This is a genomic window from Microbacterium sp. zg-YB36, assembly GCF_024623575.2.
GTDB lineage: Bacteria > Actinomycetota > Actinomycetes > Actinomycetales > Microbacteriaceae > Microbacterium.
Window position 1 is genome coordinate 167,321 of the sequence record NZ_JANJFD020000003.1, and the last position, 12,410, is coordinate 179,730.

At 68.7% G+C, this 12,410-nt stretch carries 12 protein-coding genes; 2 read left to right on the forward strand and 10 right to left on the reverse strand.

Going from position 1 to position 12,410, the window contains the following annotated elements; all coding sequences use genetic code 11:
- Nucleotides 1-56: 56 nt before the first annotated feature.
- From NQ151_RS10070 to NQ151_RS10090, 5 genes are all read right to left on the reverse strand, one after another.
- The gene (locus NQ151_RS10070; protein WP_257507455.1) at nucleotides 57-1,274 is read right to left on the reverse strand and encodes an acetyl-CoA C-acetyltransferase; all 1,218 of its coding nucleotides are present in this window, start codon (nucleotides 1,272-1,274) and stop codon (nucleotides 57-59) included.
- A 2-nt stretch (nucleotides 1,275-1,276) separates the two neighbouring features.
- The gene (locus tag NQ151_RS10075) at nucleotides 1,277-2,854 is read right to left on the reverse strand and encodes a bifunctional 3-(3-hydroxy-phenyl)propionate/3-hydroxycinnamic acid hydroxylase (protein ID WP_257527995.1); all 1,578 of its coding nucleotides are present in this window, start codon (nucleotides 2,852-2,854) and stop codon (nucleotides 1,277-1,279) included.
- Complete coding sequence (locus NQ151_RS10080; protein WP_257527996.1) at nucleotides 2,851-4,824, reverse strand: acetoacetate--CoA ligase; 1,974 nt, start codon at nucleotides 4,822-4,824, stop codon at nucleotides 2,851-2,853. Before NQ151_RS10080 ends, NQ151_RS10075 begins: the two co-directional genes overlap by 4 nt.
- Nucleotides 4,821-5,570: a fumarylacetoacetate hydrolase family protein gene (locus NQ151_RS10085; protein ID WP_257507452.1), complete on the reverse strand. Its 750-nt coding sequence runs from the start codon at nucleotides 5,568-5,570 to the stop codon at nucleotides 4,821-4,823. The genes NQ151_RS10080 and NQ151_RS10085 overlap by 4 nt, the downstream gene beginning before the upstream one ends.
- Before the next feature lie 102 nt (nucleotides 5,571-5,672).
- Entirely contained in the window at nucleotides 5,673-6,362 is a 690-nt protein-coding gene (locus NQ151_RS10090; protein WP_257507451.1) for a VOC family protein, read from the reverse strand.
- A 175-nt stretch (nucleotides 6,363-6,537) separates the two neighbouring features.
- On the opposite strand from NQ151_RS10090, the gene NQ151_RS10095 reads away from it, so the two are divergent.
- Nucleotides 6,538-7,173 carry an NADPH-dependent FMN reductase gene (locus NQ151_RS10095; RefSeq protein WP_257507450.1) on the forward strand — a complete coding sequence of 212 codons (636 nt, stop codon included), beginning with the start codon at nucleotides 6,538-6,540 and terminating at the stop codon, nucleotides 7,171-7,173.
- A gap of 30 nt (nucleotides 7,174-7,203) precedes the next feature.
- Here the strand turns inward: NQ151_RS10095 and NQ151_RS10100 are convergent, their stop codons facing one another.
- The 5 genes from NQ151_RS10100 to NQ151_RS10120 form a co-directional block, all read right to left on the reverse strand.
- Nucleotides 7,204-8,076 (reverse strand): fumarylacetoacetate hydrolase family protein, encoded by an 873-nt coding sequence (locus tag NQ151_RS10100; RefSeq protein ID WP_257507449.1) that lies wholly within the window; start codon nucleotides 8,074-8,076, stop codon nucleotides 7,204-7,206.
- Between the two features lie 25 nt (nucleotides 8,077-8,101).
- Entirely contained in the window at nucleotides 8,102-8,977 is an 876-nt protein-coding gene (locus NQ151_RS10105) for a VOC family protein (RefSeq protein ID WP_257507448.1), read from the reverse strand.
- Nucleotides 8,978-9,078: 101 nt separating this feature from the next.
- The gene (locus tag NQ151_RS10110) at nucleotides 9,079-9,789 is read right to left on the reverse strand and encodes a helix-turn-helix domain-containing protein (RefSeq protein WP_257507447.1); all 711 of its coding nucleotides are present in this window, start codon (nucleotides 9,787-9,789) and stop codon (nucleotides 9,079-9,081) included.
- Between the two features lie 28 nt (nucleotides 9,790-9,817).
- Complete coding sequence (locus tag NQ151_RS10115; protein ID WP_257507446.1) at nucleotides 9,818-10,501, reverse strand: GntR family transcriptional regulator; 684 nt, start codon at nucleotides 10,499-10,501, stop codon at nucleotides 9,818-9,820.
- Between the two features lie 119 nt (nucleotides 10,502-10,620).
- Complete coding sequence (locus NQ151_RS10120; protein WP_257507445.1) at nucleotides 10,621-11,895, reverse strand: acyl-CoA dehydrogenase family protein; 1,275 nt, start codon at nucleotides 11,893-11,895, stop codon at nucleotides 10,621-10,623.
- A 220-nt stretch (nucleotides 11,896-12,115) separates the two neighbouring features.
- Between NQ151_RS10120 and NQ151_RS10125 the strand changes: the two genes are divergently transcribed.
- Nucleotides 12,116-12,409, forward strand: coding sequence for a putative quinol monooxygenase (locus tag NQ151_RS10125; RefSeq protein ID WP_257507444.1), 294 nt, complete (start codon nucleotides 12,116-12,118; stop codon nucleotides 12,407-12,409).
- Nucleotide 12,410: the final 1 nt, after the last annotated feature.

Sequence of the window (12,410 nt, forward strand, 5' to 3'; positions counted from 1 at the left end):
AATTATTGACTTCCTCAACAATGGGAGTTTCGTCGGCCGTGGAGTGGGGGCACTCCTCAGGACAGTCGCTCGAGGACCACGGCCATGCCCTGGCCACCGCCGACGCAGAGCGTTGCCATGCCGAGGGTCTGGTCGCGCGTGCGCAGGCCGTTGAGCAACGTGCCGATCAGCCGGACGCCGGTCGCCCCGAAGGGGTGGCCGATCGCGATCGACCCACCGAAGGGATTCACCTGCTCCTCGAGGTCGAGCCCCAACTCGCGCGCGCTGGCGACGACCTGGACGGCGAACGCCTCATTGATCTCGACGATGTCCATGTCCCCCGTCTGCAGGCCGGCACGGGCGAGCGCGCGGCGCGACGACTCGACCGGACCGAGACCCATGATCTCGGGGCTCAGCCCGGTCACAGCGGTGGAGACGACACGCGCCAGGGGGGTGATCCCCTTCTCCTTCGCGTATCGACCCGACACCACGAGCGCGCCCGAAGCACCGTCGTTGAGCGGGCAGGCGTTGCCCGCGGTGATCGTGCCGGCCGGCGAGAAGATCGGCTCGAGCGCCGCGAGGCCTTCGGCTGTGGTGCCGCGGCGCAGGGAGTCGTCGGCCTCGAAGACCGAGCCGTCCGGACGTACCACCGGCACGATCTCGCGGGCGAAGAAGCCGTCCGCCTGCGACTGTGCCGCCCGCTGCTGCGAGCGCAGCGCGAACGCATCCTGCTCGGTCCGGGTCACGCCCGTCACCCGCGCGACGTACTCGGCGGTATGCCCCATCTGGATGTACGCATCCGGCATCCGGCCGTCCTCCCGAGGATCGTGCCAGCCTGCGTCTGTGAGCATCGCCTGGCGCGTGCGCTCGGCTGCCGCGTCGAATGCGGGGTTGCCGGCGGAAGCCGGAGGCTGAGCGCGAGACGTCGACTCGGTCCCGCCGACGAGGAAGGCGTCGCCCTCACCCGCCTTGATCGCGTGGAAGGCCATCCGCGTGGTCTGGATGGACGAGGCGCAGAAACGGTTGACCGTCGTGCCCGGCAGCGAGTCGCGGCCCAGCAGCGTCGCCACCACGCGCGCCATGTTGAACCCCTGCTCGCCATCGGGGCCGGCGGTGCCGAGCATCAGGTCGTCGATGTCGTCGCCCGCCGCTTCGGGCACTCGGTCGAGGACGGCGCTGAGCACCTGCCGGGCCAGCTCGTCCCCGCGCACGTCGATGAGCCCCCCTCTGCGGGCCCGTCCGATCGGCGTGCGGGCGATGGAGACGATCAGCGCGTCGTCGTCGGCGAAGTTCATGGTCAGCCTTTCTGTAGGGATCCTGAGGCGGACAGCCCGCCGACCAGCGTGAGTGCTTCGTCGAGCGACACGGCCGAGCCGTAGCCGTGGAAGTCCGGGCGGTACACGATCACGGCGCGGTCGATGGCGTCGAACAACGCCCCGTAGCGCCCGGTGACGTCGACACCGGAATGCACGGTGGGCCGCTGCGCATCGACCGGCTCGACCTCGATGATCTTGGCCGGCAGTCCGGCGGGCGTGGCCGATCGGATCGCCGCCGCGTCCTCGGCACTCAGCCGACGGCGGTCGACGAGAATGGTGAACTCGGCGAAGGCCACCTCATCCAGGAGGGCGACGCGGTCGTCGGGTCCGAGGAGCGGATGCTGCTGTCCGCCGCGCGCCGCCACGGGGTCGGCACCGGCCTCGCCACCGGGGAAGAACCCGGGGCCGAGCATCTCCGGAGGCATCGGCGGCAGGGCGTTCCACGGCAGCGGACCGCGGGCAAGGAGGTGCGCGTCGCGCGCCGCGACCTTCTCCGGGTCGGTCTCGCAGATGACCCGGCCGAGCTCTATGGACATGCCCAATGCGTACTGCACGTGAGCGTGCCGCTCGGTGCTGTACGTGTCCAGCAGGTGCTCGTCGGCCAGCCCCCGCATCACGAGGTCGATCTTCCAGGTCAGGTTCATCGCATCACGGGCACCGGAGACCATTCCGCGACCGAAGAACGGGGGCATCCGGTGCGCGGCGTCGCCGGCGATGAACACCCGACCCACGTGCCACGTCGTCGCGCAGTGAGCGTGGAACGTGTACATCGCGAGGCGCTCGAGCTCCGCGTGGGCGGGGTCGACCCCCCAGGGCTCGACGAGGCGCCACGCGTTCTCCTCCGTGCTGAAGGTCGCGGCATCCTCCCCCGGCATGAGCATGAATTCGAAGCGCCGGCGGCCGGGCCCGCCCGACACGGACGACGTCGGACGCTTCGGATCGCAGATCTGCCCGTTCTCCGGGGTCCACACCCGCGGTGGCATCTTCAGGTCCATGACCAGCCAGTCCGAGCTGAAGTCCAGGTCCTGGATCTGGATCCCCACGAGGTCGCGGACCGTCGAGTTCGCGCCGTCGCACCCGATCACATAGGAAGCCCGGACCTCGGCGGTGCCGTCGGGGCCGACCAGCGTGGCCGTCACACGGTCACCGTCCTGCGAGATCGCCGTGAGTGAAGTTCCCCACCGCGTCTCGAGCGTCGGGGTTCTCCCCTGCTGCCGGCGCAGGGACGCCTCGAGGTCGGCCTGGGAGAACATCGTCGATTCCGGCCAGCCCTGCTCCCCATCGAGCGGGGCGGGGAAGCTCAGCAACAGTCGTCCGTCGGCATTCAACCAGTCATAGCTCGCGGCCGGCTCGCTGAAGGTGGCCTGCTCTTCGGCTCCGATGCCGAGTCCCGCGAGCATCCGATTCACGTCGGGGTCGTAGTGGACGGCACGAGGCAGTGCGTAGGGCTGTGCGTGTCGCTCGACCGCCAGCACCCGATGTCCGTGACGCGCCAGCAGCAGGGAGGCGAACTGCCCCACGACCCCCTGCCCGACGACGAGGACGTCGACGTCCGTCATTTCCGATCGACCCCTTCGTCTTCGATGAAGGCGTCGGCCCGGGTGACGAACCAGTCGAGAGCGCCCGGGTCGACCAGGGCGCCGCGGTTGACCGCTCGCTCGGGTGGGTATCCCAGGAAGAGCTTCTTCAGCGGGATCTCGATCCGCTTGCCGGCGTGCGTCATCGGAATCGCGGGTGCCGCCTCGATGATGTCGGGCACATGGCGCGCCGAGGCGCGGGCACGGATGCCTGCACGGATCTGCTCCTCCAGTTCCTGGTCGATCACCGCGCCGTCGGCGAGCTCCACGAACAGCGGCATCCAGTAGCCTCCGGCAGGCAGCTCCACTCCCAGCACCACCGCTGCGCGCAGCCCCGGGATGGTCTGGAGCGCGGCGTATATGTCGGCCGAGCCCAGCCGCACGCCGTCGCGGTTGAGCGTGGCGTCGCTTCGGCCCTCGACGACGATGCCGCCGTGCGCCGTACGGCGGATCCAGTCGCCTTGTGTCCACACGCTGGGGTCCTGCTCGAAGTAGGCGGCGCGGTAAAGGGCGCCGTCGGGATCGTTCCAGAACGCAACCGGCATCGAGGGAGTGGGCTTGGTGATCGTCATCTCGCCCACCTCGCCGACGCCGGCGGATGTGCCGTCCTCGCGGCGCACATCGATCGCATGGCCGAGCGTCGGCCCCTGGGACTCGCCGACGATGGCCGGCTGCCAAGGGTTTCCGCCGATGAAGCCGCTGCAGATATCCGTACCGCCGGAGTCGCTGTGCAGGTGAACGCCCGGTGCGACCGCGTCGAGCACCCAGCGCCAGGTGGACGGCGCGAGCACCGACCCCGTGGACATGATCTCGGTCAGCGCCGAGAGATCCCAGTCGTCGCCGGGGCGCAGCCCGGACTGCTCGAGCACACCGAGGTAGGCCGCGCCGGTCGACATCATCGTGGCCCTCGACACAGCGACGATCTCGAACTGCCGATCGAGGCGCGGCCACGTCAGGGCGCCGGCATAGGTGACCACGGACGCACCCGTGAGGAGGGTGTTGCCCAACGTGTTCCACACCATCCAGGAGGTGTTGGCCGCCGTGAAGTACCGGTGACCCGCGCCCAAGCCGTAGTGCAGCCCGATCCCCTTGTACGCCTCCAGCATCATGCCCCCGTGACCGTGCACGATCCCCTTGGGGGCGCCGGTCGTACCGGAGGAGAACAGCACCCACAGCGGCGCGTCGAAGGGCACGCGATGAAACGTCGGCTCCACCAGATCGCCGGCGGCGTCATCGACCACGAGGACGGTGGTCCCCGGCAAGGCTTCGCCGATCTCGGCCAGAGCCGCGGAGGTGTCGAACCAGTCACCCTTGAAGGTGTATCCGCGGACCCCGATGAGCACCTTCGGTGTCAACGGTCGCAGCCGGTCCACGGTCGCCGTGACCGCGAGGTCGGGCGAGGAGACCGACCAGATCGCTCCGAGGCCGACGGTCGCGAGCATCGCGACGAGCGTCTCCGGGATGTTCGGGAGCGTCGCGCCGACTCGGTCGCCCGGCTGCACGTCGGCGGCACGCAGACGCTGCTGGAAGGCGCCGACGCGCCCGGCCAGCTCACGCCACGACCACTCCTGGACGGTCAAGTCCTCCTCGACGTGGACGAGCGCGGTATCGTCCGGGCGCTCCGTCGCGTGCCGGAGGACGTTCTCCGCGTAGTTGACCGCTGCATGCGGATACCACACGGCACCCGGCATCCGCTCCTCCGCAAGCGCGGGGGCTGTCAGCCCGTCTCCGACCATGCCGAAGAACTCGCGCACGGCGTCCCAGAACGTGCCGAGATCCGTGACCGACCATTCCCAGAGGGCGGGGTACTCACGAAGGGTGAGCCCGTGCCGCTCCCGGAGCCACTCGCTGAACGCCCACAGCCGGCCCGACCCGATGCTCTCGGGGGTCGGCTGCCAGGCGATCTCGGGTGCGGGCGCCGGGACTACCCCGGGAACGGCACGGTCACTCATGACGCGGCGAGGAACTCGTTGGTGAACGAGCCGAAGCCGTCCAGGACAGTCGTCAGCCGGTCGCCGGGGCGCAGCATGAGCCCCCGCGCCTTGCCGACACCGGCCGGGGTGCCGGTGAACAGAATGTCACCCGGCAGAAGGGTGACGATCTGCGAGAGGCGGTGGACCGTCTCCGCGATCGGGAAGAACATCTGCGCCGTGTCACCGGTCTGCAGCGCGATCCTCTCCTGCCCTCGCTGGAGCGAGGCCGAGAAGCTGATGGCGTCACGGTCGAGGAACTCGTCAGGCGTCACGACGTACGGCCCGAAGGGGCCGAAGTTCGGGTACGACTTGCCGAGCGAGAACTGCGGAACGGGAGGACGGAGTTGGACGGCGCGGTCGCTGTAGTCCTGGCCGACGGCGATGCCGGCGACATGGTCCCACGCATCCTGGCGGGGGATGCGGTGTCCTCCGCGTCCGATCACGACGACGATCTCCGTCTCGTAGTCGACGTCGTCGCCGGTCAGCGACACCGTCGCATTGGGGGCCGCCAGGGAGGAGACGAACTTCGTGAACACGATGAGATCGTCGGGGGCGGGGATGCCGGCCTCCTCCGCGTGATCCTTGTAATTCGCACCGATGGCGAGCACCTGCGGCGGCCGGGGCACCGGCACCCCGAGGTCTGACTCGGCCCAGGGAGTCCGGTCGCCGGCGGGCTCTGCGTCCGCCCAGTCGACGAAGGAACTCCAGTTCTCGTAGACGCTCATCGGGTCGGGGCCGAACCGCCCGTCGGAGGCAGTTGCAATGTCCAGGGCGCCCGTGTCTGTGATGAGGGCAGCCCGGCCGCGGAGATTTGCGATCCGCATAGGTCAGGCCCCCGTCGGGAACGGCACGCCGGCGGCGAGCGCCGGGTTGGCCGCAATGCGGTCGGCCCACACCTCGGGGAAGGCGGGGTTGGGCACTTCGACGGCTGGGCGGTACTCGCCGGCGTAGGCGCGGCGGTGGATCTCGTCGTGGTCCAGCCCGGCGGCACGGGCCTCGACCAGTTTGTCCGGGTCGAACTGCGGCCCGAGCTGATCTTCTGAGAATTCGCGTGACGCCCACATCCACTCGGTCGACTTGCCCCAGTCGTGGAAGTTGTCGACCTGGATCTCGATGCCGTTGCCATCGGGGTCGTTGTAGTAGATGGACATGGTCATGCCGTGATCCATGGAGAAGGCCGGGACGATGTTCATGTCGCGCAGTCGCACGTAGTTGTCGAGCCACTGGTCGAAGTCGGGGTACTCGAACGCGGTGTGGTGAAGCCCCGCGGTGTGCGGCTTGTCCACCGGCGCCTTCGTACCGGGAATGCGCAGCAGCGCGATGCGGTGGTTGGCCTCGTCGTTGGTCAGCCAGGCAGCATCCTGCGAGTAGAAGACGGGCTGCAAGCCGCACACCGCCTCGTAGAACCGGACCATGGGGTCGATCTCGAGGGTCATGAACGTGGCGTGGTGCAGTTTGGGCACGCGGATCGGGCGAGGTTTGGGCGACGTGGCGTAGACGGATGTCTCGGTGCTCATGGGTGTCCTCAGTTCAATCGTCAGCGGTGACCGCGGCTATCGCCGGGATCAGGTCGGCAACGTCTTGCCCGAGTCGGACGGTCCGCATGGGTCGTCGTCACACCGGAGCATTTGCCACTCACCGAACGACACCGTACAGTACCGTACGCACCTAGATCCACGATCGGAGATCACTATGCCTGAACTGCTCGTCATCATCGCCAGCACCAGACCAGGGCGCGTCGGGGGCGCCATCGGCGACTGGGCCGCCCAGGGCGCCCGCGAGCACGGCGGCTTCAACGTCACGGTCGCGGACCTGGCGCAACTCGACCTGCCCATGCTGGATGAGCCGAATCATCCGCGCATGGGGCAGTATCTGCGCGATCACACGAAGGAGTGGAGCCGACTCGTGGCCTCCGCCGACGCGTTCCTGTTCGTGACCCCGGAGTACAACTACGGGCCACCGGCGAGCCTGCTCAACGCGATCTCCTATCTTTTCTGGGAGTGGGCGTACAAGCCGGTCGGATTCGTCAGCTACGGCGGGATCGCAGCCGGCCTGCGGGGTGTCCAGGTGCTCAAGCAGATCGTCACGACACTGCGCATGGTGCCCATCGGCGACAACGTCTGCATCCCCTTCGTCGCTCCCCTTGTGAAGGACGGCGTGTTCAACCCGACTCCGATCGTCGCCGACACCCTGCCGTTCCACCTCGACGAGGTGCTGCGCTGGACGGAGGCGCTGCTCCCCCTGCAGGCGCAGGTGCCCGAGCGACGCATGGAGCTGCCGCCCGGCGCTCCGAAGCCGGGTCAGATTCCCGCACCCGTCGGCGTCTGAACGGATCCCACGGGGCCTCGCCTTCGACGCTCAGCGCTCGAAGGCGGGGCCCCGCGGTGCGCGCTCAGGCCGAAATGTGTTCCGCATCTCTCCGATGCCCTCTACCCACGTGGTGAGCACCTCGCCGGGCTGAAGGAACCGCTTGGGCTCGCGCGCGTTGCCGACACCACCGGGCGTGCCGGTGAAGATGATGTCACCCGGGGAGAGCTTCAGGACGCCGGACAAGTGCTCGATGAGCGTCGGGATGGAGAAGATCAGATTCCGGGTGCGCCCGTCCTGCATCACCTCACCGTCGATCGCACACCCGAAGCCGAGGTCATCGGGGTTGTCGAATTCGTCGACGCTGACCAACTCTGGCCCCATCGGGCTGAAGCCGGGGAACGACTTCCCGAGACTGAACTGCGGGGGATGCGCACCGAGTTGCAAGATCCGCTCGGACAGATCCTGTCCGATCGTGAGCCCGGCGACGTACCGCCACGCATCGGCGGCGCTCACGTTGCGGGCCGCTGCGCCGATCACGACGACGACCTCCGCCTCCCAATCGGTGTTGCCGCCGTCTGGCAGCACGACCTCGGCGTAGGGCCCGATGACACTGGACGGGAACTTGGTGAACACCGCCGGCACCGGCGACACGCCCACCGGGCTCTCGTCGACGTGCGACTGATAGTTGAGGCCGATGGCGAAGACCTGCGCCGGCCGAGGTGTCGGCGCGCCCCAGACGGCGTCGGCGGAGACGTCGACAGCATGGCCGGTGGCATCCTCGGTCCAGGCGGTGAACTCCGCCCACCGCTCGTAGAGGGCCTGGATGTCCGCCGGGAAGCGGCCGCCGCTGCTGCGTTCGATGTCGAGCCACCCGTCGTCGGTCTTCAGTACGGCGCGGGAGTCGAGATTGGCGATGCGCATGCGGGTCTTCCTTGTCGGGGGGTGATCAGCGGTCGAACAGCGGGCAGCCGGCGGTGGTCATGCGAACGGGCATGTTGCCGTCCCACTGGTTCAGCCAGTACTGATCCTCCGGGTCCCAGACGATCTCGGGGCGCTCCTTGTCGTAGATACGCTCGAGATCGGTGTAGAGCTCGATGATCGCGCCGTTGGGCTCTTCGTAGTAGGCCGCGATGTTATGGCCGGCGCCGTGGCGCACCGGGCCCCACACGAGGCGGGAGCCCGCACGGGCGAGGCGATCGCCCAGGCGGCCGATGTCGGCGATCGACTGTGTCTCCCAGGCGTGGTGGTGCAGTCCGCTCCAGGTGCTCTCGATGAGAGCGATCCCGTGGTGATCGGGGTTGCAGCGCAGGAAGAACCCCGCAGACACACCGATCCGGTCGGAGACACGGAAGTCGAAGACGTCGACCAGAAACTTCGCGAAGGCGACAGTGTGCTGCGTGCGGACGGTGATATGGCCGAGACGGTCGGGGCCGAACCCGCCGGCGCGGACAGCCCAGCGGGTGGGGCCCAGATGCACGTGGAACGTGAAGCCCTCGGGCCCCACGAACGCGAACCCTGCCTCGATGTAGTCCTCATACGGCTGATCGGCGACGACCCGGTAGCCGGCCCGGTCGACCTTGGCTCGGATGGCGTGGAGCTCGTCGAGGGTGGGTGCGATGAGACCGAAGTGGTCGGCACCATCGATATCGGAGACCGTGTAGACCAGGTCGCGCGTGCCCGTGCCGGAACCGAAGTACGCCTTGGTCCCCGTGATCTCCACGGGAGTGAGGCCGAGGATGTTCTCCGCGTTCTCGATTGAGGCGCGCAAATCGCGCGTCCCCAGCGAGACGTAGCCGATCTCGGAAATCGATCCGATGGTCATGGTGCCGGTCCTCCCGCTGTTGTGAGCCGAAGTCAACGTAGCGAGCGGCGGACGGGAGGGCGATGACGGATTCCGGTATCCGGAATCCGTCATCCGATGTCCTATCCCTCGGCGGCCAGCGCCGCCGTTATGCGGCGAGCCGTGACGAGTACCGAGGGCGCCTGCACGCGGGCGGCCCGGTCGCCGTCGACGGTGAGGACCAGGGCACTGTCGACCTCGCCTCTGGTGCGGATTGCGGCGGCCAGAGTCACACGCCGCCCGTCCAGAGGGTCCGCACGCCGGACCACGCGGCCAGCGCGCGCGTCACGGATCGCGGCGTCGACGTCGGCCGCCTCTTCCGGCCCTGCCGCGCGGCGGAGCTCCGCCACGCTGTGATCGGAGCGCGCGGCGAGGATGGCGACCCCCGCGCTCGTACGGTGCAGGGGCACGCCCTCCGGGAGGCTCCGCCAGTCGGCGCGGGTGTGGGTCAGCCCGCTCAAGCGTTCGACCACGCGCAAGCGCTCGCCATCCAAGAGGACGAGGTCCACCGTCCCTCTGGTGACCTCGTGCAGATCGTGCAGGAACCTCCCCGCGACAAAACGGGTCCGCTCCGTCCGTGCATGCCTGCGACCAAGCACCCACGTGCGCGTACCGATCATCAACCCGCCACCCTCGCCGCGTTCGATGAGCTGTTCCGCCAGAAGCTGGGCGCACAACCGGTGCACTGTGGTCAGCGGCAGCCCGGTGCGGGCACTCAGATCCGTCAGCATCACCGGCGCTCCGGCGGTCGCCAGCTCGTCCATGATCTGAACGCTGCGTTCGATGACCGACATCAGCGCACCCTCGGCACCCTGGCCGCCCTCATGGCCTGTCGTCCGGCCACACGGAGCCGATGACGGCATCCCTCGTGCCGGCCAAGTGCGTGTGGAGTAGATCTCTCGCCTCGTCGCCCCGCCCAGCGACGGCGAGCTCCATCAGACGCCGGTGCTCGCCCGCGACCTCGACGCGACGCTCGGGCGTCGACGCGGAGTCGGACAGCTGACGGTAGATCTCGGCTTCATCCCGCAGGATCGCCGCCAGCGCGGTCAGGCGCGCGTTGTGCGCATCGGCGCAGAGCGCCTCGTGGAAGGCCGTGTGCGCGGCCCGCCAGTCCTCCTGCGTCCCGGGGCGATTCGAGACGCGCTCCACCGCGGCAAGGGCGGAGTAGCTCTCCCGGACCCGCTGCACCCACCCGGAGTCGCCGCGCTCCACCGACAGCCGCACGGCAGCGCCTTCGACGATTTGACGCAACTCGGTGAGTTCGGCGAGCTCTGCGCGGGACGCCTGCGCAACGCGGAACTGGAAGTCGCTGGACTCGATGACGAGGCGCTGATCGGCGAGGCGCGTCAGCGCGTCGCGAGTGGTCGTCATCGCGACATCGAGCTGCTCGGAGAGCTCGGCCAGAGCGATTTCACTACCGGGAGCCAGCCGCCCGCTGACGATCGCTGTGCGGATGACGGCGACGACCTCCGCGACCGCCCCCTCGCCGGTGCCGAGAGACCTCATCGGATCATCCTAGCGAGGGAACCGGGGTGAATTCCGCTATTCGGAAGCGCGTGCGTCTCCCAGCGGCGGTGACCCCCCGCGCCGACGAGGCGGCCGGGAGCCGGCAGCGCGGCCCGCCGTCACTTGCCCGGCGCCTTGTTCTGCAGGCCGGCAGCGAACATGTCGAACGGCGGCTGGCCGAGCAGCTGGCGCCCGGAGATCTCGGCGAGCGACTCGAGGCGCATCGCGCCATGGGACAGGATCACCGCAGCGTCGCGGAGGTAGCGCTGGATCGGGTTGGACAGCGCGTATGCCGAAGATCCGATGATGCGGGCCATGCTCTGAATCGCGTCGTGGCACTGCTGGCCGACGTAGGCGAGTTCCACGCTTGCTTGCGACTCCTCGGGTCCGCTGAAGTCCGTGCCGGCAACCGCGTGCGCATCGATCAGGTCGGCGTATTTCACGAGCATGGTCTCGGCGATCTCGATCGCGGCGCGTGCTTTGGCTGCCGTCACCTGTGATGTCGCCATCTCGGCGACCGACGCGTAGGGCGGGCTGAACGGCTTCTTTCCAGTCTGCTTCACGAAGGCGTCGAAGGATCCTCTGGCCAGGCCGGCCACGATCCCGATCGTGATGATCGAGACCGTGAGCATTGAGGCCCGCATCTTCGCCTGGTAGGCCAGACCCCCGTATCGCTGGTGGGCGGAGTCCATATGCCGGGGAAGGTCGGCCATGTCCACGAATCGGTGGTCGGGCACGAACACCTCATCGACGGCCCGCATGCTGTTGCTGTCGGACGCTGACATGCCCGCGACCGCCCAGTCATCGAGGCGCTCGAGCTGCCCGGGGTCGAACATGACGAGACCGTGTCCCTCCCGCTCACCGTCCACCCAGTGCATGCCGCCGAAGATCCGGGCAGCGCTGTGGTTGCCGCTGACGAAGGTCCATTTGCCCGTGACCATCCAGCCGCCCTCCACCCGCCGCCCCTCACCGGTGACAGCCGCAAACGTGGAGCCGCCTGCTGCGATCGGCCCCTTCCAGGTGTCCACTTCGCGGTACAGGTCGTCGACCAACTCCTCGGGGAAGGTGGAGATCATGCGGGCGCCGCCGGAAACCATGAACACCCAGCCGGCGGCGGCGTCGGCGCGACCGAGTTCCATCGCGATCTCGGCGACGTCACGGGCGCCGAGGGCGAGCCCGCCGTACTCGATGGGCACCACCGCGCGCGTGAGGCCGGTGTCGGCGAGAGCCTCAATGAGGTCGTCCGGCAGCTTTCTGGCTTGCTCGGCAGCCTGCGCGGCGGCCTGGATCCGCGGACGAAGCTCCGCGACCGCGGCGGCGATGCGCCGGCCTTCGTCGGTGAGGAATCGATCAGTGCCTTGGGCGGGTGGGGTGTGGTCCACGGTGTCGAACACGGGCGACGCTCTCTCTCGTTGCGGGCGACTCGACAGCGCTGTCGCAGCCGGGAAGGCGCGTCGCCGTACTGAACTGTACAGTACCGGTAATGTGACGGCAATCAGTGCCTGCCGACGGCTTCCGATTATCGGAAGTAACCCCTGGTCCCCGTCACCGGCTCGTATTGGATGGGCGAGGGGTCCCGCCGCCGGGACCGCCGAATGAGAAGGAGAACGAGACATGGCATTCATCTGCAGCGCGACGTGGACCGCCAAGGACGGCGAGGCCGAGACCGTGAGCGCGGCCCTGGAACAGCTTGCGCCGGCCAGCCGCACGGAGGCGGGCAATCTCTACTACCAGCCGTACCAGGACCCGGCGGAGCCGAACGTGTTCCGCATCTTCGAGGTCTATACCGACGAGGCGGCCTTCAAGGCGCACGCCGAGTACGACCACTTCAAGACGTGGGCCCTCGGGCAGGCGATCCCCGCCCTGGAGACGCGCCAGCGGGAGTTCTACGAGACCCTGGATTACTGAG

What these genes read in the sequence shown, in the direction of transcription:
- NQ151_RS10070 (WP_257507455.1), bottom strand. Translation starts at nt 1,274, where the DNA reads ATGAACTTCGCCGACGACGACGCGCTGATCGTCTCCATCGCCCGCACG.
- NQ151_RS10075 (WP_257527995.1), bottom strand. Translation starts at nt 2,854, where the DNA reads ATGACGGACGTCGACGTCCTCGTCGTCGGGCAGGGGGTCGTGGGGCAG.
- NQ151_RS10080 (WP_257527996.1), bottom strand. Translation starts at nt 4,824, where the DNA reads ATGAGTGACCGTGCCGTTCCCGGGGTAGTCCCGGCGCCCGCACCCGAG.
- NQ151_RS10085 (WP_257507452.1), bottom strand. Translation starts at nt 5,570, where the DNA reads ATGAGCGTCTACGAGAACTGGAGTTCCTTCGTCGACTGGGCGGACGCA.
- NQ151_RS10090 (WP_257507451.1), bottom strand. Translation starts at nt 6,362, where the DNA reads ATGAGCACCGAGACATCCGTCTACGCCACGTCGCCCAAACCTCGCCCG.
- NQ151_RS10095 (WP_257507450.1), top strand. Translation starts at nt 6,538, where the DNA reads ATGCCTGAACTGCTCGTCATCATCGCCAGCACCAGACCAGGGCGCGTC.
- NQ151_RS10100 (WP_257507449.1), bottom strand. Translation starts at nt 8,076, where the DNA reads ATGCGCATCGCCAATCTCGACTCCCGCGCCGTACTGAAGACCGACGAC.
- NQ151_RS10105 (WP_257507448.1), bottom strand. Translation starts at nt 8,977, where the DNA reads ATGACCATCGGATCGATTTCCGAGATCGGCTACGTCTCGCTGGGGACG.
- NQ151_RS10110 (WP_257507447.1), bottom strand. Translation starts at nt 9,789, where the DNA reads ATGTCGGTCATCGAACGCAGCGTTCAGATCATGGACGAGCTGGCGACC.
- NQ151_RS10115 (WP_257507446.1), bottom strand. Translation starts at nt 10,501, where the DNA reads ATGAGGTCTCTCGGCACCGGCGAGGGGGCGGTCGCGGAGGTCGTCGCC.
- NQ151_RS10125 (WP_257507444.1), top strand. Translation starts at nt 12,116, where the DNA reads ATGGCATTCATCTGCAGCGCGACGTGGACCGCCAAGGACGGCGAGGCC.